The organism is Pseudomonas sp. UBA6315, assembly GCF_002438125.1.
GTDB classification, from domain to species: Bacteria; Pseudomonadota; Gammaproteobacteria; order Pseudomonadales; family Pseudomonadaceae; genus Aquipseudomonas; species Aquipseudomonas faucium.
This window is the reverse complement of record NZ_DJTF01000058.1, coordinates 53,326-74,712: the sequence shown is the minus strand read 5'-3', so window position 1 is coordinate 74,712 and position 21,387 is coordinate 53,326. Positions and strand designations below refer to the sequence as shown.

The 21,387-nt window shown below is 66.4% G+C and carries 20 protein-coding genes; 12 read left to right on the top strand and 8 right to left on the bottom strand.

The features are described 5' to 3' along the window. The 5 genes from B3E94_RS07040 to B3E94_RS07020 all read left to right on the top strand — a co-directional run. Nucleotides 1-1,541: nitrite/sulfite reductase (locus B3E94_RS07040; RefSeq protein ID WP_286912883.1), on the top strand; the 1,541-nt coding region annotated here is incomplete at its 5' end. Next, complete coding sequence (locus B3E94_RS07035; RefSeq protein ID WP_286912882.1) at nt 1,525-2,019, top strand: DUF934 domain-containing protein; 495 nt, start codon at nt 1,525-1,527, stop codon at nt 2,017-2,019. The genes B3E94_RS07040 and B3E94_RS07035, both read left to right, overlap by 17 nt. Nucleotides 2,020-2,138: 119 nt before the next feature. Continuing rightward, a complete protein-coding gene (locus B3E94_RS07030; protein ID WP_286912881.1) occupies nt 2,139-3,716 on the top strand; it encodes a hypothetical protein in 1,578 nt (525 codons plus the stop codon). 182 nt (nt 3,717-3,898) lie between these two features. Beyond that, on the top strand, nt 3,899-4,702 hold the full coding sequence (gene dkgB / locus B3E94_RS07025; RefSeq protein ID WP_286912880.1) for a 2,5-didehydrogluconate reductase DkgB: 804 nt from the start codon (nt 3,899-3,901) through the stop codon (nt 4,700-4,702). A 51-nt stretch (nt 4,703-4,753) separates the two neighbouring features. Further along, complete coding sequence (locus tag B3E94_RS07020) at nt 4,754-5,935, top strand: MFS transporter (protein ID WP_176516747.1); 1,182 nt, start codon at nt 4,754-4,756, stop codon at nt 5,933-5,935. A 30-nt stretch (nt 5,936-5,965) separates the two neighbouring features. Here the strand turns inward: B3E94_RS07020 and B3E94_RS07015 are convergent, their stop codons facing one another. Then, nucleotides 5,966-6,439, bottom strand: coding sequence for a sn-glycerol-3-phosphate transporter (locus tag B3E94_RS07015; protein ID WP_286912879.1), 474 nt, complete (start codon nt 6,437-6,439; stop codon nt 5,966-5,968). Between the two features lie 163 nt (nt 6,440-6,602). On the opposite strand from B3E94_RS07015, the gene B3E94_RS07010 reads away from it, so the two are divergent. Continuing rightward, nucleotides 6,603-7,067, top strand: a complete 465-nt coding sequence (locus tag B3E94_RS07010) for a nuclear transport factor 2 family protein (RefSeq protein WP_286912878.1) — start codon at nt 6,603-6,605, stop codon at nt 7,065-7,067. A 6-nt stretch (nt 7,068-7,073) separates the two neighbouring features. Here the strand turns inward: B3E94_RS07010 and B3E94_RS07005 are convergent, their stop codons facing one another. Together B3E94_RS07005 and B3E94_RS07000 are read right to left on the bottom strand one after the other, a co-directional pair. Further along, the gene (locus tag B3E94_RS07005; protein ID WP_286912876.1) at nt 7,074-8,429 is read right to left on the bottom strand and encodes an ATP-binding protein; all 1,356 of its coding nucleotides are present in this window, start codon (nt 8,427-8,429) and stop codon (nt 7,074-7,076) included. Then, nucleotides 8,426-9,136, bottom strand: a complete 711-nt coding sequence (locus tag B3E94_RS07000; protein WP_176516737.1) for a response regulator — start codon at nt 9,134-9,136, stop codon at nt 8,426-8,428. Before B3E94_RS07000 ends, B3E94_RS07005 begins: the two co-directional genes overlap by 4 nt. A gap of 219 nt (nt 9,137-9,355) precedes the next feature. On the opposite strand from B3E94_RS07000, the gene B3E94_RS06995 reads away from it, so the two are divergent. The 5 genes from B3E94_RS06995 to B3E94_RS06975 all read left to right on the top strand — a co-directional run bounded on the left by B3E94_RS06995 (nt 9,356) and on the right by B3E94_RS06975 (nt 14,177). Then, on the top strand, nt 9,356-9,601 hold the full coding sequence (locus B3E94_RS06995) for an MlaA family lipoprotein (RefSeq protein WP_236193479.1): 246 nt from the start codon (nt 9,356-9,358) through the stop codon (nt 9,599-9,601). A 6-nt stretch (nt 9,602-9,607) separates the two neighbouring features. After that, nucleotides 9,608-9,844 carry a hypothetical protein gene (locus tag B3E94_RS06990; RefSeq protein ID WP_286912875.1) on the top strand — a complete coding sequence of 79 codons (237 nt, stop codon included), beginning with the start codon at nt 9,608-9,610 and terminating at the stop codon, nt 9,842-9,844. Between the two features lie 235 nt (nt 9,845-10,079). After that, nucleotides 10,080-11,315, top strand: coding sequence for an MFS transporter (locus tag B3E94_RS06985; RefSeq protein WP_286912874.1), 1,236 nt, complete (start codon nt 10,080-10,082; stop codon nt 11,313-11,315). A 36-nt stretch (nt 11,316-11,351) separates the two neighbouring features. Then, the gene (locus tag B3E94_RS06980; RefSeq protein WP_176516729.1) at nt 11,352-12,125 is read left to right on the top strand and encodes an AraC family transcriptional regulator; all 774 of its coding nucleotides are present in this window, start codon (nt 11,352-11,354) and stop codon (nt 12,123-12,125) included. 138 nt (nt 12,126-12,263) lie between these two features. Next, entirely contained in the window at nt 12,264-14,177 is a 1,914-nt protein-coding gene (locus B3E94_RS06975) for a tyrosine-protein phosphatase (RefSeq protein WP_286912873.1), read from the top strand. Between the two features lie 955 nt (nt 14,178-15,132). On the opposite strand, the gene B3E94_RS06970 is transcribed toward B3E94_RS06975, so the two are convergent. The 5 genes from B3E94_RS06970 to B3E94_RS06950 form a co-directional block, all read right to left on the bottom strand. Next, nucleotides 15,133-16,077 carry an AraC family transcriptional regulator gene (locus B3E94_RS06970; RefSeq protein WP_286912872.1) on the bottom strand — a complete coding sequence of 315 codons (945 nt, stop codon included), beginning with the start codon at nt 16,075-16,077 and terminating at the stop codon, nt 15,133-15,135. A gap of 162 nt (nt 16,078-16,239) precedes the next feature. Then, on the bottom strand, nt 16,240-17,997 hold the full coding sequence (locus B3E94_RS06965) for an FAD-dependent oxidoreductase (protein ID WP_286912871.1): 1,758 nt from the start codon (nt 17,995-17,997) through the stop codon (nt 16,240-16,242). 73 nt (nt 17,998-18,070) lie between these two features. Next, nucleotides 18,071-18,235 carry a hypothetical protein gene (locus B3E94_RS06960; protein WP_176516722.1) on the bottom strand — a complete coding sequence of 55 codons (165 nt, stop codon included), beginning with the start codon at nt 18,233-18,235 and terminating at the stop codon, nt 18,071-18,073. Between the two features lie 92 nt (nt 18,236-18,327). After that, a complete protein-coding gene (locus tag B3E94_RS06955) occupies nt 18,328-19,254 on the bottom strand; it encodes an alpha/beta hydrolase (RefSeq protein ID WP_286912870.1) in 927 nt (308 codons plus the stop codon). Next, nucleotides 19,241-20,071: an SDR family NAD(P)-dependent oxidoreductase gene (locus B3E94_RS06950; protein WP_286912868.1), complete on the bottom strand. Its 831-nt coding sequence runs from the start codon at nt 20,069-20,071 to the stop codon at nt 19,241-19,243. The genes B3E94_RS06955 and B3E94_RS06950 overlap by 14 nt, the downstream gene beginning before the upstream one ends. Nucleotides 20,072-20,241: 170 nt before the next feature. Between B3E94_RS06950 and B3E94_RS06945 the strand changes: the two genes are divergently transcribed. Next, nucleotides 20,242-21,285, top strand: coding sequence for a Rieske 2Fe-2S domain-containing protein (locus tag B3E94_RS06945; RefSeq protein ID WP_286912866.1), 1,044 nt, complete (start codon nt 20,242-20,244; stop codon nt 21,283-21,285). Nucleotides 21,286-21,387: the final 102 nt, after the last annotated feature.

Here is a 21,387-nt window from a genome sequence, read left to right as displayed (position 1 = left end):
CTCTGCGCCTGCAGAACGGCCTCTATATCCAACGTTTCGCACCGATGCTGCGTGTCGCCGTGCCGTATGGCCAGCTCAACGCCCGCCAGGTCCGCACTCTGGCCAAGATCGCTCGCGACTACGACAAAGGCTACGCCCACATTTCCACCCGCCAGAACGTGCAGTACAACTGGCCGGCCCTGGAAGACATCCCGGACATCCTCGCCGAACTGGCCACCGTGCAGATGCACGCGATTCAGACCAGCGGCAACTGCCTGCGCAACACCACCACCGACCAGTTCGCCGGGGTTGCCGCAGATGAGATCATCGACCCACGCCCGTGGTGCGAGATCGTCCGCCAGTGGACCACCTTCCACCCCGAATTCGCCTACCTGCCGCGCAAGTTCAAGATCGCCATCAACGGTTCCAAAGAAGACCGCGCGGCCATCGAAGTGCACGACATCGGCCTTGAGCCGGTGCGCAACGCCGCAGGCGAGCTGGGCTTCCGCGTGCTGGTCGGCGGCGGCCTGGGCCGTACTCCGGTGGTCGGCTCGTTCATCAACGAGTTCCTGCCCTGGCAGGACCTGATCAGCTACCTGGACGCCATCCTGCGCGTGTACAACCGTTACGGTCGCCGTGACAACAAGTACAAGGCGCGGATCAAGATCCTGGTCAAGGCACTGACCCCGGAAGTGTTCGCCGAGAAGGTCGAGGCCGAGATGGCCCACCTGCGCGGCGGCAGCACCACCCTGACCGAAGACGAAGTACAGCGTGTTTCGCGCCACTTCATCGACCCAGAGTACCTGGCCCTCGACAACGTCGACTACAGTGCCCAGGACGCTGAAAACCCAGGCTTCGCCCGCTGGCGCTCGCGCAACACCCGCGCCCACAAGCGCCCTGGCTACGTGGCCGTGACCCTGTCGCTCAAGCCCACCGGCGTTGCCCCGGGCGACCTGACCGACAAGCAGCTGGACGCCGTGGCGGACCTGGCCGAGCGCTACAGCTTCGGCTTCCTGCGTACCTCCCACGAGCAGAACATCATCCTCGCCGATGTCGAGCAGCGCCAGCTGCACGCGCTGTGGCTGGAGCTGCGCGAAGGCGGTTTCGCCACGCCGAACATCGGCCTGCTGACCGACATCATCTGCTGCCCGGGCGGTGACTACTGCTCGCTGGCCAACGCCAAGTCGATCCCGATCGCCGAATCCATCCAGCGCCGTTTCGACGACCTCGACTACCTGTTCGACATCGGCGAAATCGACCTGAACATCTCCGGTTGCATGAACGCCTGCGGCCACCACCACGTCGGCCACATCGGCATCCTCGGCGTGGACAAGAAGGGTGAAGAGTTCTACCAGGTGTCGCTGGGCGGCAACGCCGCGCGTGACGCGAGCCTGGGCAAGATCCTCGGCCCATCCTTCGCCCAGGACGCCATGGCCGATGTGATCGAGAAGCTGATCGCCGTGTACGTCGAGCAACGTACCGAGGAAGAGCGTTTCATCGACACCTACCAGCGTATCGGCATCGACCCCTTCAAGGAGCGCGTCTATGCAGCGAATCATTAAGAACAACCAGATCGTCGATGAAACCTGGCACCTGCTGCCCAAGGACACCAGCCTCGACGAGCTGACCAACTGCGACGACTACATCGTCCCGCTGCAGCTGTGGCGCGACCATGCCCACGTGCTCAAGGCCCGCGACGGCGGCCTGGGCGTGTGGCTGGACAGCGACGAGCAGGCGGAAGAAATCGGCGACGACGTGCAGCACTTCCAGGTCATCGCCCTGAACTTCCCGGCCTTCACCGACGGGCGCAACTACTCCAACGCGCGCCTGCTGCGTGACCGCTACCAGTTCAAGGGCGAGCTTCGCGCCATCGGCGACGTGCTGCGCGACCAGCTGTTCTTCATGGCCCGTTGCGGTTTCGATGCCTTCGCCATCCGTGCCGACAAGGACCCGGAAGACGCCCTGCAAAGCCTGAAAGACTTCTCGGTGACCTACCAGGCCGCCACCGACGAACCGCTGCCGCTGTTCCGCCGCCGCTGATCGTCCCCCTGCATGGCCCACCCACCGGTGGGCCATGTGCATTTCACGTGCGCACTCAGGTTTACTGCTGGCCTGCCGATATCAAGGTTTACCCTTGATGATCAGTAAGGATGCTGGCGATGACCACCATTACTTCTGCGGTACGCCTGACACCCGTCGTTCAATTCGCCCCACGCGCCCCCCAGGTCGCGAGCACCAGCCTGCCCCAGGCACAGACCGTGCGCCCCAGCACCGTGGTCAGCCTTGGCCAGCAGACCTCCAGCATCGACGCCCAGACCTACACCGCCAAAGGCACGCTGCAAGAGCCGCAGGGCCAATACGTGTGGGAAAAGAGCGGCCTCGACAAGCTCAGCATGTACATGCACACCGCAATCCAGTCTTCCTCCCCTGCCGCCCGCTTCCAGGGGCTAGGCGCCGCCCTGCTCGAGCAGTTGGCAGCCAACGGCGGCCAGCGGATTTCCCAGTCGGGGCTGGCGGTCAACGACAGCACAGGGACCGACCCCTTGCTGCTGGGCATGCAGCAGGCCCGGTTGCGTGAACATGCGACCAATACCGTGACCTTCCAGCTCACCAGCGCCTCGGGGGCCACCATTTCCCTGGGCCTGTACAGCAGCGAAGCAGGCCTTGCGGTGGACGCCGATGTGCAGGGCGGCAGCTTGACCGATGAAGAGCTCAAAGGCCTGGCAGCCTTGGCCGACAGCTTCCAGTCCACCATCAACGGCCTGACCCGCGACCCCCCTCTGCTGCAACTGGGGGCGCTGGTCAAGCTCGACCCAAGCCTGTTCACCGGCCTGCAGCTCAATGCCAAGCTGGACACCGCCAGCGGCGTGCAGCAGACCTTCGACCTGAACCTGGGCGAAAGCACCCGCAGCCTGTCGCTCAAGGGCGCCAGCGGCGAAGTGAAGATGAACCTCGACACCCAGGGCGGTACCCTGCTGGGCAGCCAGGCGCAGCGCCAGGCCGCGGTGGCCAATTACCTGACCCAGTTCGATACCGCGCAGAAACGCGGCCAGGGCGATGCGCAGCTGATGACCCTGTTCAAGGATGCCTTCAGCCAACTCAACAGCGTGGACGACACCAGCACTCGCCCGGCCAACCATGACACGGCGCTGAACAAGGTCAGCCGCACGCTGTTGAGCGGCCTGGCCGACTTCGATGCCTCGATCACCCAGGCCGTCGGCAAGAGCAACCCGATGCGCCCTGAAGAAGCCGACCACTTCGACTACAAGGTCTCGCAGTCCACCAGCCGCAAAGGCAATGCCGCCAACCTGGAGCTGCAGCAGGACCAGCAGGCCAGCCTCAAGGCCGCCTGGCACAAGGGCCTCAACCCGCTGGTGGATCTGATCCTGACCGGCGACAGCAAATCGCAGAACTACCGCTACCACGAAGTCGAGGACGTTTCGCGCAGCAGCACGCGCCTGGCGTTTGCCAACAACACCTTGGTGGAAGCCAGCGCTACCCAGGAAGCCAGCCAGAACGAGCGTGTGCGCACCTATCAGGATGGGGTGCTGAAGTCGGATGAGACTCAGCGCGCCTCGGCGGACCAATCGCGCAACCTGCTGAACATGCTCGAAAAGCTGCTCGGCCAGGACCAAGCCGCACGCCGCACCGGCGCGGCGTCGACTCTGGAAGCCCAGCTCGAAGGCCAGCGCCACCTGTGGCTGTTGCAGTCGGTGCCGGGGCAGATCGCGGCCTGACCTTCATTACCCGCCTGAAATCACGAGCCAGGCATTGACTCGTGATTTCAGGTCAAAAGACCTTGGCCCCGCCCCGCCTTAATCAATCACCACGAAACCCGCACACTGCTGCCCATGCCAACGAGTCTGGAACCCGAGCAACTAAGCTCTAGTTCTCTCGATCACTTCAGCAGGAGCACCACATGAGCATTCCATCCTTCGGCCTGGGCACCTTCCGCCTCACCGGCCAAACCGTCATCGATTCGGTCAAGGCCGCCCTGGAACTGGGCTACCGGGTCATCGACACTGCCCAGATCTACAAGAACGAAGGCGAAGTCGGCCAGGCCATCGCCGAAAGCGGCGTGCCGCGCAGCGAGCTGTTCATCACCACCAAGATCTGGGTCGAGAACTACGCCGCCGACAAGCTGGTGCCGAGCCTGCGCGAGAGCCTGGCCAAGCTGCGTACCGACCACGTCGACCTGCTGCTGATCCACTGGCCGGCACCGGGCAATGGCGTCGAACTGCGCGAATACATGACCGCGCTGGCGCAAGCCAAGCAACTGGGCCTGGCCCGCCAGATCGGTGTTTCCAACTTCAACATCGACCTGACCCGGCAAGCGATCGAGGTGGTCGGCAAAGGGGAAATCGCCACCAACCAGGTCGAGCTCAGCCCCTATCTGCAAAACCGCAAACTGGCGGCGTTCCTTGAGGAACAGGGCATCACCGTGACCTCCTACATGACCCTGGCCTACGGCAAGGTGCTCAACGACCCGGTGCTCACCGCCATCGCCAGCAAGCACAAGGCGACCGTCGCCCAGGTGGCACTGGCCTGGGCCCTGCAGCTGGGCTACGCGGTGATCCCGTCCTCGACCAAGCGCGAGAACCTGGCCAGCAACCTGCTTGCCCAAAGCCTGCGCCTGGACGCCGAGGACATGGCGCAGATCGCCACCCTGGAGCGCAACGGGCGGGAAGTCAGCCCGGCCAATCTCGCCCCAGCCTGGGACTGATTGGCCCAGCCTGCACGGCAGCCCCCCTTCACCTTTAAACCGGAGCTCCTGATGAGCACGCTTTCTCCCAAACGGGTCCTCTTCGCCCTGGCCATCGGTGCCTTCGGCATCGGCACCACCGAGTTCACCCCGATGGGCCTGTTGCCGGTGATCGCCCAAGGCGTGGATGTGAGCATCCCCAGCGCCGGCATGCTGATCACCGCCTATGCCGTCGGCGTGATGGTCGGCGCGCCGATCATGACCCTGCTGTTCAGCCGCTTCGGCAAGCGCGCCGCGCTGATGGCGCTGATGGCCATCTTCACCCTTGGCAACCTGTTGTCGGCGCTGTCGCCGGACTACTACACCCTGCTCGCCTCGCGCCTGGTCACCAGCCTCAACCACGGCGCCTTCTTCGGCCTGGGCGCGGTGGTGGCGGCCAGCGTGGTACCCAAGGACAAGCAGGCCAGCGCCGTGGCGACCATGTTCATGGGCCTGACCATCGCCAACATCGGCGGCGTGCCGGCGGCCACCTGGGTCGGCCAGCAGGTCGGCTGGCGCATGGCCTTCGCCGGCACCGCGGTGCTCGGCCTGCTGGCCATGGCTGCGCTGTGGTACGCCCTGCCCAAGGGTGAGCGCGGCAGCGTGCCGCAGGTGCGCAAGGAGCTGGCGGTGATCGCCCGGCCCAACGTGCTGCTGGCGATGGCCACTACCGTGCTCGGCGCCGGGGCCATGTTCACCCTGTATACCTACGTGGCACCGGTATTGGCCGAGTTGACGGGGGCTTCGGACAGCTTCGTCACCCTTGGCCTGGTGCTGATCGGAGTCGGCTTCACCCTGGGCAACAGCCTCGGTGGGCGCCTGGCGGACTGGTCGCTGGACGGCGCCGCGCGCATTTTCCTCGGCACCCTGGCGCTGATCATGCTGCTGATGCCGCTGGTGCTCGGCAGCCACATCGGCGCGGCCATCGCCCTGCTGGTGTGGGGCGTGTTCACCTTCGCCGTGGTGCCGCCACTGCAGATGCGGGTGATGACCGCCGCCGCCGAGGCGCCGGGCCTGGCCTCGTCGATCAACGTCGGCGCGTTCAACCTGGGCAACGCCCTGGGTGCGGCCCTGGGGGGCGGCGTGATCAGCCTGAACCTGGGCTATGCGGCGGTGCCGATGGCCGGCGGCGTGCTGGCCGCAGCCGGCCTGCTGCTGGTGTGGCTGGGCGGGCGCGGCAAGGTGGCCGACAAGGCCCTGCCCAACGCGGCCTGAGGCACAACGCACTGAGGCTGCCCTGCAGCCTCAGAACCTCAACCCCACGTTGACCATCCCCGCGGCGGCACCCAATACCACGAACTCCGCCCCCAACGGCCCCCAATGGGCACCAAACGATGGAATGATCACGGGCGCAACGCCAAAGTGGTTGAGCGGGATCTTGTCGTCGTATTCGCCCTTGTAACCCTCGATCAACCCGGCGCTCAACTTGGCGTAAACGGGATACTGCGGATTTTCCCAGACCTTGCCCAGGTAGCCGTAGTAGGAGCGCTGGTAGAACGAGTTCTTGAAGGTCGCCGCGCCCCACAGCAGCCCATCGGTGTACACCCGCTCGATGCCGATCAGCTCCTGGTGGTTGTTGTGCTCGGGGTCATGGCTCCAGTGCCGGGTGTAGGCGCTGGTCTGCACGTACCAGTAATCCCCTTCTCGCTCACTCTCCGCCGCCGATGCGGCAAGGCTTGCGATCAGCAGGCCGATCGCTGCGCTGGACGTCCTGTTCATGCTTCGCGCCTCGCGGGACAATTCCTTGACACTAGCCGGGGCGCCGAGAAACGCCAATATCGTTGCATTGCCCGCAATTATGAAATGCCACGGGCACCTATTCTCCTTCACGACAGCCCAGTACTACGCTCCTACGTGAGATTTCAACCGCAGGAGTAGTCCGATGTCCCGCCCCCCACTGCCCCCCTTCACCCGCGAAAGCGCCATCGAAAAGGTCCGCCTGGCCGAAGACGGCTGGAACAGCCGCGATGCCGCCAAGGTGGCACTTGCCTACACCGCCGATACCGTGTGGCGCAACCGCGTGGAGTTTCCACGGGGCCGTGCGCAGGTGGAGGCTTTTTTGCAGCGCAAGTGGAACCACGAGCTGGAATACCGCCTGATCAAGGAGCTGTGGGCGTTCACCGGCAACCGCATCGCCGTGCGCTACGCCTACGAGTACCACGACGACAGCGGCCAGTGGTTCCGTGCCTATGGCAACGAGAACTGGGAGTTTGCCGACGATGGCCTGATGCAGCATCGCCATTCGAGCATCAACGAGCACCCGATCGCCGAGGCCGAGCGCAAGTTCCGCTGGCCCCTGGGCCGGCGCCCGGACGAACACCCCGGGCTCAGCGACCTGGGCCTCTGACCGGCATCAGCCGACAGGCAGCGTGACCTTGACCTCGAGCCCGCCCACCGGGCGGTTGGCCAGGGTCATGCTGCCGCCCTGTTCGAGCACGATGGCGCGTGCCGCCGGCAGGCCCAGGCCCACGCCACCGGTGTCCTTGTTGCGCGAGCCTTCGATGCGAAAATACGGCTCGAACACCCGCGCCTGCAGGTGCTCGGCGATGCCCGGGCCGCGGTCGAGCACACGAATGACGATCTGCTCGGCCTCTACCGTGAGCTGCAGCGCAGGCTCGCGGCCGTACTTGGCCGCGTTGTCGAGCAGGTTCACCACCACCCGCTTGATGCCGATTGGCCGGCCGACATAGACGCAGCGCTGCGGCCCGCTGTAGCCCACATCCACCCCCGCATCCTTGAAATCGTCGATGGCCGTGAGCAGTAGCCCGCCCAGGTCGAACGCCGTCACCGGCTCCAGCCGCGCATCATCGCGAAAGAACTGCAGCGCAGCGTCGACCATCGCCTGCATCTCGTCCACGTCCTTGAACATCTTCGCCTGCAGTTCGGCGTCTTCGATGAATTCGCCGCGCAGGCGCATGCGCGTGAGCGGCGCGCGCAGGTCGTGGGAGATCGCCGCCAGCATTTGCGTGCGGTCGTCGATGAAATGCTTGAGCTGGGCCTGGGTGGCGTTGAACGCAAGGATGGCCTGGCGCAGGTCGTGGGGGCCGACCACCGGGATCGGCGGGGCGTTGAAGTCCTTGCCGAAGCGCCGTGCGCCTTGGGCGAAGCGCTCCAGCGGGTCGGCCAGGTAACGCGCGGCGAACCAGGCCACCGCCAGGCTGGAGATCAGCATCAGGGTCAGGATGATCAGGTTGCGCGGCAGCTCATCCAGCCCCCAGCTGCGGTCGAGCACGTGAAACTGTATCCACGAAGCGTCTGCAAGCTGGATCAGCAGGGCATAACCGCGTGGCGTGGCCTGGGCGGGGAAGTCCGCAGGGCCGAACACCTCGATCTGCACCTGCTGGCGGTTCAACAGGGCGCGCAGCATGGTCGCGCCTTTGTGAAAGTCCTTTTCGACCCGCACGGGCAAGCCAGATTCCTCACGCTGGCGCAGCCACTGCACGCTGTACGACGCATCGCCCGCGGCACGGGCGATGGTCGAACGCTGCGCCACCGGCGCTGCATCGACCATACGCGTCACGGTGGCGATCTTTTCGATCAGCCCGCTTTCGAGCAACGGCGGCTGCGCCCACACGCTCAGCAGCAGGCTGAACAAGCCCTTGAGCAACAGCAGGCTGAGCATCGCCGCCAAGGTGGTCAGGGCGATCCAGCGGGCGATGGTGATGCGTGGCCGCGGCAAGGCCTTGCGCGCCCAGGCCAGCCAGCTCATCGCTTGTTCACGTTGGCAGTGAACAGGTAGCCGGCATTGCGCAAGGTGCGGATCAACGGCTCGCTGCCGCCATCGGTTTCAAGCTTGCGGCGCAGCCGGCTCACCTGCACATCGATGCTGCGGTCATACGCCTCGTGCGCCTCGCCCCGGGCCAGGTCCAGCAGCTGCTGGCGGCTGAGCACCCGCCGAGGGTGCTCGGCGAACACCAGCAACAGCTCGAACTCGCCGTTGGACAAGGGGATCATCACGTTCTCCGGCGAGCGCAGTTCGCGCCGCAGCACATCCAGCTGCCAGCCGGAAAACTCAAGCACAGTACGTGGGTTGCCCACAGGCCCGGGCGCCGTTTCGCCCGCCCGGCGCAGCACGGCGCGTACCCTGGCCAGCAGCTCGCGGGCGGCGAAGGGTTTGGTCAGGTAGTCATCCGCGCCAAGCTCCAGGCCCACCACCCGATCGCTCAACTCGCCCATGGCGGTCAGCATGATCACCGCCACCTGGTATTCGGCGCGCAGGCGCTGGCACAGCACCAGGCCACTGTCGCCGGGCAGCATCACATCGAGAATGACCAGGTCCGGCACGCGCCGCTCCAGCGCCTGCCAAAGCCCGTCGCCATCGGCGGCCACATCGACGTCATAGCCGTGTTGGCGGAGGAATTTCTGTAACAGATCGAGCACTTCGACATCATCGTCGACAATCAGCAAATGACTCACGCCGGGCACCGCGAACAGAGGTAAATAAGGCGTACTGTAAAGCCAACTTCAGGCATTCGTCATATATTTCAACAACGCAATAAAGTGTCCACGCGGAGATATTTCGGACATTCGCGGGCAATCAATCACCTGCAGCATTGGCAGCAGTTCTTGCCTGGAATGAGCCTTATGCCTCTGTCATTTTCTGCTTGGTTTTCAGCCCGCAACTCGGTACTTGCCTTGACCCTCCTGGCGGCCGGAGGCTACCTGCAGCGGCCACCGTCCAATGGCTACGGGCAAACCGCCTACCAGACCAGCGACCCGGCCGAACCGGCCAACCGCGCCATCTTCGCCTTCAACCGCAGTGTCGACGCCCAGGCACTGGCGCCAGCCACCCATGGCTGCAAGCATGTGCCGGACTTCACTCCCCCCTGCATGCACAACTTTACCGCCAGCCTGAATGGCCACCGCATTATCTGGAGCTGAACCGCGATGAATGACGTACTACAGCCTCCAGTGCTGCTGTTCCGCCGCCTTGAGAGTGGCGCAGAGCAAGCGCTTTTGCATGAACTGGAGGCGCGGGTGTCGGATGATGGTCGCGATCTGATCGTCAGCCGCTACCGCGAGCGCTATGGCAACGGCAATGCACTGCAGCGTCACGAAGTGCACCGCCGCGTGCCGATCGCTGCACTGCTCAAGTGGATGGGCAGGAAAGGCTTGCCGCTCTAGCCGGTGCCGGTACCGCTACGATCTGCAAGGCAGGTGCGGCCCTATCGCCGGCAAGCCGACTCCCACAAGCACAGCGCAGCACCTGTGGGAGCCGGCTTGCCGGCGATAGGGCCACACCATACCCCGATGTCCGAAACGCGCTAGTGGGTGCCTGTTCGACGTGAGACAGACAAAAGCAGCGCTGGCTATCCTCCAGCCGCAATGCCTTGCCATCACTCGAAAAAGAGCCTCGCCCATGACGACTCCAGCCGCCACCTTGGCCTCGCCCTCCACAGCCACCGACCAGCCCCAGGGCTTTCTGGTCAGCATCGTCGGTGCCGCCGCCTTTGCCCACCTGCTCAACGACCTGATCCAGGCCGTGCTGCCTTCGATCTACCCGATGCTCAAGAGCGACTTCTCGCTGAGCTTCGCCCAGATCGGCTGGATCGCGATGGTCTACCAGGTCACCGCCTCGCTGCTGCAACCCTGGGTGGGCATGTACACCGACAAGCACCCACAACCCTACCTGCTGCCCGCCGGCATGCTGGTCACCCTGGTCGGCATCGCCCTGCTCGCCTTCGCCGACAGCTACAGCATGCTGCTGGTGGCCGCGGCGGTGGTCGGCGTCGGCTCGGCCACCTTCCACCCCGAGGCCTCGCGGGTGGCGCGGATGGCCTCCGGCGGGCGCTTCGGCACCGCGCAATCGACCTTCCAGGTGGGCGGCAACACCGGTTCTGCGATCGGCCCGCTGCTGACCGCCGCCATCATCATCCCCCACGGCCAGTCGGCCATCGCCTGGTTCATGCTCGCCGCCGCATTGGCGGTGTGCGTGCTGCTGCGGGTCACCGGCTGGACCGTGCGCCACGGCCAGACCCGGCTCAAGACCTTCGCCGGCCAGCAGGCCCCGGGGCTGTCCAAGGGCGCCATGTGGCGCGCAGTGGGAGTGATCGCGGTGCTGATGTTCGCCAAGTTCGTCTACATCGCCTCGTTCACCAACTACTTCACCTTCTACCTGATCGAGCACTTCGGCCTGAGCGTGCAGCAAAGCCAGCTGTACCTGTTCGTGTTTCTCGCCGCCGTGGCCCTGGGCACCTTCGCCGGCGGGCCAGTGGGCGACCGCATCGGGCGCAAGGCGGTGATCTGGGTGTCGTTCCTGGGCGTGGCGCCCTTCGCCCTCGCCCTGCCCCACGCCAACCTGGCCTGGACGGCGGTGCTGGCGGTGCTCATCGGCCTGGTCATGTCCTCGGCGTTCGCCGCCCTGGTGGTGTATGCCCAGGAGGCGGTGCCGGGCCGGGTCGGCATGGTCTCGGGGGTGATGTTCGGCCTGATGTTCGGCATCAGCGGCATCGGCGCCGCCGGGCTCGGCGAGCTGGCCGACCGCCACGGCATCGAGTGGGTGTACCAGGCGATCGCCTTCCTGCCGCTGCTCGGGCTGGCCACCGCACTGTTGCCGGCGACCCGCTCCAAGGCGCGGCCGGCCACCTGCTGCTAAGATGCCGGCGCAGTATTGCGGCGCTACGGGAGCACCATGGTCAAGCCCTTGAAAGACATGCTGGTGGAGGTGGATGAATGGTCCTGGGAAGTGGGCAGCCGCGCCACCGACTACCCGCCGGACTGGTACATCGCGCCGCACTCGCATGCCAAGCACCAGCTGATCTATGCCATCAAGGGCCTGATGATCGTCGAGTCCCAGGCCGAGCGCTGGACCGTGCCACCGAGCCGCGGCATCTGGATGCCCTGCGGCCAGGTGCACGCCATCCGCTGCGTTGGCGATGTGAAGATGCGCAGCGTGTTCGTGCGCCCCGACGCGGCCGCGCAATTGCCGCGCCAGAGCAAGGCCATCAGCATCTCGGCGTTGCTCAGCGAACTGATCAAGGCCTCGGTGGACTTCACCGGGCCTTTCGTCGAAGACTCGCGCGAGGCGCGCATCATGCGCCTGATCCTCGATGAAATCAGCGTGCTGCCGACCCTGCCGCTGAAGCTGCTGCAGCCCAGCGACCCGCGCCTGCAAGCAATCTGCACGGCGCTGCAGCACAGGCCGCACGACCCCTCCACGGTGGCCGACTGGGGCCTGCACCTGGGCATCGACGAAAAGACCATCCAGCGCCTGTTCCGCAAGGAAACCGGCATGACCTTCGGCCAGTGGCGCCAGCAGGCGCGGCTGATGCAGGCACTGGAACGCATCGCCCTGGGCGAGCGCATCATCGATGTGGCCGGCACCCTGGGCTATGACAGCCCCAGCGCGTTCGCCAGCATGTTCAAACGCCAGTTCGGCATCACCCCGAGCCAATTCTTCAAGTAATTGCGGCCATTTGCAGACAGATCACGCACGCCCCGGACACATCGCGCAGGCTTTGCCATGGGGTCTCGCTTAGTAACATTAAGTTTCATCTAGCCTGGCGAGAGTAGCCACACCCACTCCCCTCTCGAGGCCAATTCCGTGTCGCAACGTCTGCTCTTTTCCCTGCCCCTGCTCACCCTCGCCGTCTCCGCCGCCCACGCCGCAGATACCCTCAACACCCCGCGCCTGGCCGGCATGGACAACTTCCGCGATGTGGCCGGCACCACCACCGCCTACCACACAAGCCACGACGGCGTGATGCGCGGTGGGGTGTTCTACCGCTCCAACGCCCTCACCCCGACTGCCGGCGACCTGGCTGTGCTCAACGGCCTGGGCATCAGCGATGTGTTCGACCTGCGCACCCCCAGCGAAATCGCCGCCACGCCCGACACCCTGCCGGCCGGTGCCCGCTACACCAACATCGACATCATCGGCAGCACCACCTCGGGCGCGAACATCACCGACATGGCGTTCACCAGCGCCGCCCAGGCGCGGGCCATGATGGAAGAAACCAACCGCGCCTTCGTCAGCGACGCCGGCATGCGCGGGCAATTCACCCAGCTGTTCAACGAACTGGCCAGCGCCGACGGCGCGGCGGTGTTCCACTGCACCGCCGGCAAGGACCGCACCGGCTGGACGGCGGCGGTGCTGCAGAGCATCGCCGGGGTCGATGACGCCACGATCATGCAAAACTACCTGGCCACCAACGACTACACCGCCGCCCGCATGGCCGCGACCCTGGCGCACATGCCGCCGAGCATGGCCGCCATCTACGCGCCGTTGATCGGTGTCGACGCCAGCTACCTGCAGGCGGGCCTGGACCAGGTGACCGCCGAGTACGGCAGCATGGACAACTACCTGAAGCAGGGCCTGGGCCTGAGCCAGGAAACCATCTACGTGCTGCGCGGCAAGATGGTGCGCTACAACACTTTGCCCGGCGAGGCCGGCCTGCAGGGCAACGCCGCTGCCGGTGCGCGCCTGCTTGGCCAGTTGCAGGACAGCGCGCTGTCCGGCACCTACAGCGCCTACAACTACTACCTGCAATCGGCCATCGACGCCGGCACCCTGGGCGGCGTCGAGGCCACCGTCGGCGGCCAGGTGCACGCCGACGCCGCCAGCTTCCTGCTGCGCCAGGCGAGCATGATCGACCGCGCAGCGGCGCCGTTTGCCGATGGCAGCGACCTCAAGGTCGGCCAGTCGCGCCTGTGGAGCACCGCACTGGCCGGCTACCTGGGCACCGACGGCTCGGCCCACGCCGCCAGCAGCAACGAGCACAGCCAAGGCCTGATGATCGGCATGACCCAGCGCTTCTCCGAACAGCTCAGCGCCCATGCCGGCGTCGGCTACAGCCAGGGCAACGTCGGCGGTGCCGGCGGCGAGGCCGACACCGACCTGACCTTCCTGCGCCTGGGTGCGCGCTTCGCCCCGGGCAGCCTGGAGCAAGGCCTGTTCATCGACGCCAACGCCAGCGCCGGCTACCTCGACTACAGCAGCAAGCGCGAGCTCGGCGGCGGCCTGGGCACGGCCAAGGGCGACAGCCACGGCACCCTGGCCGGCGGCAGCCTGGCGCTGGGCTATCGCATGAATACCAGCGCCCTGGTGCTGGAGCCGAGCCTGGGCGTGCGTGTCAGCCGCGTCGACCTTTCCGGGTTCACCGAAAAAGGCAGCGAGTTGGCGCTGCAAGTGGACGACCTGAAAGAAACCCGGCGCAGTGCCTTCACCAACCTCAAGGCATCCTTCGCCGCGATTCCCATGGGTAGCTGGCAACTGGTGCCGGGCATCGAAGTGGGCTACGACCACGCCCTGGGCGACCACCAGGTCGACAGCGAAGGCCACCTGCTGGGGCTGGATATCGAACAACGCGCCGCCTTCGACAACCGCGACCAGTTCAATGCCGGCGTGAACCTGATGGCCAACCTCGGCGCGCTGAGTGTCGGCGCGGAAGTGGCGGCATTGAGCGGTGGCGATAGCCATGGCGTGAGCGGCAGCCTCAAGGCCAGCTACGCCTTCTGAGTGTAACTGCACCTTCTGCACGCTGGCCCGACTCCTGTGGGAGCGGGCTTGCCCGCGAAGCAGGCAGCGCGGTGGCTGGCACCGGCTGCGCCGGTGTTCGCGGGGCAAGCCCGCTCCCACAGCAATCGCGTGCACCCACAAAAATGCCTGAACCCGGGCCTAACTCTCCTGTGGGAGCGGGCTTGTCCCGCGAAGCAGGCAGCGCGGTGGCTGGCACCGGCTGCGCCGGTGTTCGCGGGGCAAGCCCGCTCCCACAGCAATCGCGTGCCCACAAAAATGAGTGAATCCGGGCCCAACTCTCCTGTGGGAGCGGGCTTGTCCCGCGAAGCAGGCAGCGCGGTGGCTGGCACCGGCTGCGCCGGTGTTCGCGGGCAAGCCCGCTCCCACAGCAATCGCATGCCCACAAAAATGAGTGAAGCCGGGCCTAACTCTCCTGTGGGAGCGGGCTTGCCCGCGAAGCAGGCAGCGCGGTGGCTGGCACCGGCTGCGCCGGTGTTCGCGGGCAAGCCCGCTCCCACAGCAATCGCGTGCACCCACAACAATGAGTGAACCCGGGCCTAACTCCTGTGGGAGCGGGCTTGTCCCGCGAAGCAGGCAGCGCGGTGGCTGGCACCGGCTTTGCCGGTGTTCGCGGGGCAAGCCCGCTCCCACGGCAATCGCGTGCTCCTACAAGAATGAGTGAAGCCGGGCCTAACTCTCCTGTGGGAGCGGGCTTGCCCGCGAAGCAGGCAGCGCGGTGGCTGGCACCGGCTGCGCCGGTGTTCGCGGGGCAAGCCCGCTCCCACGGCAATCGCGTGCTCCTACAAGAATAAGTGAAGCCGGGCCTAACTCCTGTGGGAGCGGGCTTGCCCGCGAAGCAGGCAGCGCGGTGGTTGGCACCGGCTGCGCCGGTGTTCGCGGGGCAAGCCCGCTCCCACGGCAATCGCGTGCTCCTACAAGAATGAGTGAGTTCGCCCTAGCTCAGCCCACGCCTGACCTGCGCCGGGCTCACCCCGAAGGCCTGCTGGAAATACTGGGTGAACCGCCCGGCATTGCTGAAGCCATGCTGCAAGGCCACCTCCGCCACCGACCCACCCACCTCGCTTGCCAGCACCTTGCGCGCCTGTTCAAGGCGCACCTGGCGCTGAAAGCCGACGATCGAAGTACCGGCAAAACGCCGAAACCCTTCCTGCAGCGCGCGCAAGCTGACATTGGCCAACGCCGCCAGCTCAGTGCCACTGACAGGGCTGGCAGGATGCTCGCGGATATACCCCATCGCCAGCTTCACATGGCGCGGCGCAAGCGATGGCGTGGGCCTGCGCAGCGCCTCGCTGTAGTTGTGCGGCCAGGCTTCGAGCAGCGCATCCACCAGCATGTCCTGCAAGCGCTGGGGCATCAGCAAACCGCTGTTGAGCAGCTGATCGAACGCGTTGCCGGTGGCCATTTCGAGCAACGCGCGGATGCCCTGGAAGGCCGGCAACCTGAGGTCCACCACCGGGGCAAACCGCACCGGCTCTGCCAATGGCCGCTCCAGCAACGCCACCAGCCGCTCCACGAACAACCCACGGCGCAGCGACATGCCGCACTGGGCATGGCCCTCGGCAAAGCGCATGGAGCGCAGCTCCTGCTTGTCGACGGCCAGCCCCACCTGGGCACCACCAATCGACTCGCCGCGGTGATCGAAAATGATCTTGCCGGCCGTGGGCAGCACGAAGGTGATTTCATCCTGCGGGGTGGGCAGCACGAACGTGAAGTCGCCCTGGTACCGCATGCGCCGCACGCTCATGCCTTCATAGCGGCCGTAGACACCGCTGATGACGATGTCCTGCGCCAGGCGTGGCAGGTCGCTGTAGAGGTTGCCGTGCAGCTGGGTGAACAGCGCGGCGAAGTCGTCGCTGCGCATGTTGGCGGAGCGCAGCATGAATGACTTGCGGGTTGTGCCTGGGTACACCGTTTGGCTTTCCTTTATCGCCGCGAGACGGGACCAGCAACCTAGCAGGCGGGCATGACAGCGCCGTGACGATCAGGCCGGTATGGCGCTGCCGCGATCACGCACCAGGCCCGTGATCGGGGCGCACAAGGTTCAGTGCAGGCCCGCTTCGGCGGCCACTTCAGGCTGCCCCTGCCCTATCGCCTGCGCCAGATGATTGGCCGCGATGTAGCCAAAGGTCATGGCCGGCCCAATGGTCGAACCCGGGCCCGGATAGGTCTTGCCCATCAGCGCCGCACTGGTATTGCCGATCGCGTACAACCCTTCGATCCGCGAACCATCCGGGCGCAGCACCCGCGCTTGCGCATCGGTGCGCAAACCGCCTTTGGTACCCAGCTCGCCCGCATCGATGCGCAGCGCGTAGTACGGTGCCCGCTCCAGCGGGCCGAGGCAGGGGTTGGGCCGGCAGTGGCTGTCGCCGTAGTAGCGGTCGAACAGGCTGTCCCCTTTGCCAAAATCGGTGTCCACGCCCTTGACTGCCTGCTGGTTGAGGCGCTGCACGCTCTGCGCCAGGCCCTGGGCATCCACGCCGATCTTGGCGGCCAGCGCGGCCAGGCTGTCGGCGCGGTAGATCACCTTGTCCAGCCAGCCATCGGGGATCTTGCTGTCCGGCTGCACCGTGCCTGGCAACAGCACGCCGCAGGGGTAGCGCTTGCGGTACTCGGCATCGAAGATCAGCCAGGCAGGCACGTTGGCGCCGTTACGCGCCTGGTCGGCGTACATGGCGTAGATGATGTCCGGGTAAGGCGCCGCCTCGTTGACGAAGCGCTGGCCTTGGCCATTGACCATGATGCAGCGCGGGAACGCCCGCTCGACGAACAGCGCCCGCTGCTTTTCCTCGCCGGGAACGTGCACGGTCGGCGCGCCCCAGGTATGGCTCATCAGCGCCACATCGGCACCCAGCTCAAGGCCTGCGCGGATGCCGTCGCCGCTATTGATCGGCGGCGCTGCCGTCCATTGGGCGCTGGTGGGGCCGGGCAAATACTGCTCGCGCATGAGCTGGTCGGCCTCGAAGCCGCCGCAGCCGAGGATCACTCCGGCAGTGGCCTGCACGTTCACCGCCCGGCCCTGGCGTTCGAGCACCACCCCGGTGACCTTGCCGCCCTGGCTGCACAAGCTGCGCATCGGCGTTTGCAGCCACAGCTCGATACCCCTGGCCTGCATCGCTGCGCGCAAGCTCGCGACCAGGGCGTTGCCCAGCGTCAGGCGGCGGTCGCGCGGGGTGCGCCGGCGCCAGCGCAGGTCGGCGAGGTAACGCAGGCCCAGGCGCGCCGTCAGCCACAGCCAGCCGGGCTCCTTGGTGACGATGGTGTGCGCCTCTACCTGGGTCATGGCGATGCGCCCGGCGATCAGGGTAGCTGGCGACGAGGCGCGCAGGCGCTGGAATTCATCGCCCAGGCGGGCCGCATCGAAGACGGCCGGCTCCATGGTGCGGTAGCCCGGCTTGCCGCCTTCGCGCTCGGGGTAGTAGTCGGGGTAACGCGCAACGGCGTGAAAGTGCGTCTGGGCGCGGGCGGCCAGGTAGCCGACCATCCTCGGGCCGTGTTCCAGGTAGGCGTCGATGCGGGCGGGGTCGTAGTCCTCGCCAACCGTGGCGCGCAGGTAGCTGCGCGCCTGCTCGGGTGAATCGCTGCCGCCCAGGCCTTCGATCTGCGCGTTGCAGGGCACCCAGATGCCGCCGCCGGAGATCGCCGTGGTGCCGCCGTACTCGGCGGCCTTTTCCACCATCAGCACCGACAGGCCGTGGTCATGGGCGCGCAGCGCCGCGGTCATGGCGCCGGCGCCGGAGCCGACCACGACCACGTCGTAGGCGGCATCCCAGCGCGCGGCATGGGTGTTGTCATTGTTCATTGATGCCCTTCTCCATGAGCGGCCACCGGCCGCGATTGCGACGATTCCAGGCCGGCCCGGCGGCTGCGGTTGCTCAAGGCAACAAGCGCATGGCCCCGAGCGCCGGCATGTAGCACGACTGATAGCCAGGCTGGCAGTAGAAGGCCATGCGCTGGGGCAAGGGTTTGACCATCGCCGACACATAGGCCGCGACGAAGGCAGAAACGATCAGGGTCAGGCAAACTTTTCTTGTTTTCATGGCCATGCCTCTAAACGCAACGAGGGGTGAGCTGCCAGCCTAGAACCGCCGCCGCCCGCCGGCTTCGTCCAAACGGACGAGGCCGGCGGGCCTCAACCCAGTGCTCGGCGCAGGTCCGCAGCGGCGCCCTGCAAGGCCTGCGCGGCGGCGTCGACGAACGGCGCCAGGCTGATGAAGCCGTGCACCATGCCGTCGCAGCGCTGCAGGCGCACGCTCACCCCGGCTGCCTGCAGGCGTTCGGCGAAGGCCTCGCCTTCATCGCGCAGCGGGTCGTATTCGGCGCTGAGCAAGGTGGTGGCCGGCAGGCCCTGGAGGTTGTCGTCGCGCAGCGGCGAAGCCAGGGGGTCTTCAGCTTGTTGCGGATGCGCCAGGTACTGCCCCCAGAACCAGCCCATCATGGCCCGCGACAACAGGTAACCCTCGGCGAACTGGGCGTAGGACGCGCTGGCGCACGCGGCATCGGTCACCGGATAGAACAGGCACTGGTGGCGGATCGCCGGCCCTCCCTGTTCACGGGCCAGGCGACAGACGGCGATGGCCAGGTTGCCACCGGCACTGTCGCCGGCCACCGCCAGGCGGCCGGCGTCCACATCCAATGCTTGGGCATGTTCGACAAGCCACCGGGTCGCGGCGTAACAGTCGTGCGGCGCCGCCGGGAAGCGCGCCTGCGGTGCCAGGCGATAGGCCACCGACACCACCACCGCACCCGTCTCCAGCGCCAGCGTCCGGCACAGGTTGTCGTGGGTGTCGAGGTTGCCGATCACGAAACCGCCGCCATGGAAGAACACCAGCAAGGGCAGGCCATCGCGCTCCAACGGGCGGTACAGGCGCGCGGCGAGCATGCCCTGGGCGCCGCCCACTTCGATATCGCGCACTTCGGCCATGTCCGCACCCGGCAAGGGCGGCATCAGGTTGTCGGCATACAGGCGGTACTGGCAGGCATCGAGGGTGGCGTAATCGGGCTCGCCCTGGGCGCTGAAACCCTGCAGCACGGCGGCAATCTGGTTATCGAGCGGCATGGCTGTCCCCTTCGAGTTCGGGCATGGCGAAAGTCGGGTTGGTTTCGTCGAGCACGCTGCGCAGGCGCCGCTCCAGGGCTGGTTTGAACGCCTTGTGCGGCAGGATCCAGAAGCGCTTTTCATCCACGGCCTGGAACACCAGCGCGGCCAGCTCGCGCGGGTTCATGCCAGCCCGAATGCTGCTGTCGAGCGCGGCGCTGAACGACGCTGCCGGGCCGGCCTCGACCGGGTCGGAGTCCATGATCGCGCTGGCCACCGCGCCCGGGCAGAGCACCGACACCGAAACCTGCGCACCCAACTGTGCCAGCTCGTAATGCAGGGTTTCGCTGAGCGCCACCACGGCCTGCTTGGTCACGGTGTACGGCGCCATCAATGGGCTGCACACCAGCCCCGCCAGCGACGCGGTATTGACCACGTGGGCCGGGCGCCCCTGCTCGAGCAGCAAGGGCACGAAACAGCGGATGCCGTTGATCACCCCACGCAGGTTGATGTCGAGGATGCGCTGCCACTGCCCGGCGTCTATTTGCCAGCTGTAACCGGTCTGCATCACGCCGGCGTTGTTGAACACCAGGTCGACGCCGGCAAAGCGCGCCAGGGCCGCCTCGCGCAACTGCGCCATCTGCTCGGCGTCGCCCACGTTGGTCACCCGCGCCAGCACCTCGGCGCCCTGCCCCTGCAACTGCGCGGCCAACGCCATCAGGCGCGGCGCATCGACATCCGCCAGCACCAGGCGCAGGCCCAGCTGCGCCGCATGCTCGGCCAGCCCGCGGCCAATGCCGCTGGCCGCACCGGTGATCACTGCTACCCGTCCCGCCATCACGTTCTCCTGCCACTGGCTGATGGCTGCCAGTAAATCGGCCCTGCTGTCGGCGGCCATCGTCCGTTCAGACGATGACCGCCCCGCCACGCGCGGCAGAATCGCTTGGGTGCACCGTACCGTCGGCCGCGCCGCCTGTGCGGCCCTGAGAAGAACCGGAGAACAACAACATGAGCACACTGCACCGTATCGAAGCCAAGCTGCTGGAGGACCGCTACGCGCGCGGCTGGCACTGCCTGGGCCTGGCCGCCGACTACCGCGACGGCAAGGCCCACCGCCTGGACGTGTTCGGCACACGCCTGGTGGCCTTCCAGGGCGAGGACGGCCAGCTGAACATTCTCGACGGCTACTGCCCGCACATGGGCGCCGACCTGAGTACCGGCTGCGTCGAAGGCAACGCCATCCGCTGCCCGTTCCATGGCTGGCGCTGGAACGCCGACGGCGTGTGCGACGACATCCCCTACGCCAAGCGCATCCCGCCGCGGGCCAAGGTCAAGCGCTGGCCGATCATGGAGCAGAACCACCTGCTGTTCGTGTGGAACGACCCCGAAGGCAACGCGCCGATCGCCGAGCAGGCCATCCCGCGCATCGATGCCTGCCACGACGCGCAATGGGCATCGTGGGAAATCGCCGAGCTGAAAATCGACACCAACTGCCGCGAGCTGATCGACAACATCGCCGACATGGCCCACTTCGACACCGTGCACGGCGCGCCGATCGATGCCTTCAGCAACGTCTTCGAAGGCCACACCGCCACCCAGATCATGCGTGCACGCAGTGCGCGGCTCTCCGGTGACAGCGTGCTGAGCACCGTCGCCACCTACTACGGCCCGGCCTACCAGATCACCGAAATGACCGGCGCCATGGGCGACCAGCCGATCCATTCGGTGCTGCTCAACTGCCACGTGCCGATCGATCTGAACAGCTTCACCCTGCGCTATGGCGTGCTGGTGAAGAAGATCCCGGGGCTGAGCGAAGAAGACAACCAGGCCATCGCCAAGGCCTATGTCGCCCAGGCCCAGGCAGCGTTCTACGAGGATGTGGCGATCTGGCACAGCAAGACCCGCGTCGACAACCCGCTGCTGTGCGACGGCGACGGCCCGGTGTACCAGCTGCGCCGCTGGTACGAGCAGTTCTACACCGATATTGCGCTGATTGGCGACGAAACCCGTACCCGCAAGCACTTTGATGTGTGTGGCGCCGAGCGCGCCTGACAGCTGCCCCCTGGCACCCGATCAGCGCTACGAAACGACCGCTGATCGGGCCTGTAACAGGACATTGCGCGTAAACAAGGACACCGTTTATGCTCGCCGACG

Bases quoted from the DNA above. Each gene is read 5' to 3' on its own strand.
- B3E94_RS06970 (WP_286912872.1), bottom strand. From the start codon at position 16,077: ATGCTGCGCTCCGCCAACATGCGCAGCGACGACTTCGCCGCGCTGTTC.
- B3E94_RS07030 (WP_286912881.1), top strand. From the start codon at position 2,139: ATGACCACCATTACTTCTGCGGTACGCCTGACACCCGTCGTTCAATTC.
- B3E94_RS07010 (WP_286912878.1), top strand. From the start codon at position 6,603: ATGTCCCGCCCCCCACTGCCCCCCTTCACCCGCGAAAGCGCCATCGAA.
- B3E94_RS06950 (WP_286912868.1), bottom strand. From the start codon at position 20,071: ATGGCGGGACGGGTAGCAGTGATCACCGGTGCGGCCAGCGGCATTGGC.
- B3E94_RS07015 (WP_286912879.1), bottom strand. From the start codon at position 6,439: ATGAACAGGACGTCCAGCGCAGCGATCGGCCTGCTGATCGCAAGCCTT.
- B3E94_RS06955 (WP_286912870.1), bottom strand. From the start codon at position 19,254: ATGCCGCTCGATAACCAGATTGCCGCCGTGCTGCAGGGTTTCAGCGCC.
- B3E94_RS06980 (WP_176516729.1), top strand. From the start codon at position 11,352: ATGGTCAAGCCCTTGAAAGACATGCTGGTGGAGGTGGATGAATGGTCC.
- B3E94_RS06990 (WP_286912875.1), top strand. From the start codon at position 9,608: ATGAATGACGTACTACAGCCTCCAGTGCTGCTGTTCCGCCGCCTTGAG.
- dkgB (WP_286912880.1), top strand. From the start codon at position 3,899: ATGAGCATTCCATCCTTCGGCCTGGGCACCTTCCGCCTCACCGGCCAA.
- B3E94_RS07005 (WP_286912876.1), bottom strand. From the start codon at position 8,429: ATGAGCTGGCTGGCCTGGGCGCGCAAGGCCTTGCCGCGGCCACGCATC.
- B3E94_RS06960 (WP_176516722.1), bottom strand. From the start codon at position 18,235: ATGAAAACAAGAAAAGTTTGCCTGACCCTGATCGTTTCTGCCTTCGTC.
- B3E94_RS07020 (WP_176516747.1), top strand. From the start codon at position 4,754: ATGAGCACGCTTTCTCCCAAACGGGTCCTCTTCGCCCTGGCCATCGGT.
- B3E94_RS06985 (WP_286912874.1), top strand. From the start codon at position 10,080: ATGACGACTCCAGCCGCCACCTTGGCCTCGCCCTCCACAGCCACCGAC.
- B3E94_RS06945 (WP_286912866.1), top strand. From the start codon at position 20,242: ATGAGCACACTGCACCGTATCGAAGCCAAGCTGCTGGAGGACCGCTAC.
- B3E94_RS07035 (WP_286912882.1), top strand. From the start codon at position 1,525: ATGCAGCGAATCATTAAGAACAACCAGATCGTCGATGAAACCTGGCAC.
- B3E94_RS06965 (WP_286912871.1), bottom strand. From the start codon at position 17,997: ATGAACAATGACAACACCCATGCCGCGCGCTGGGATGCCGCCTACGAC.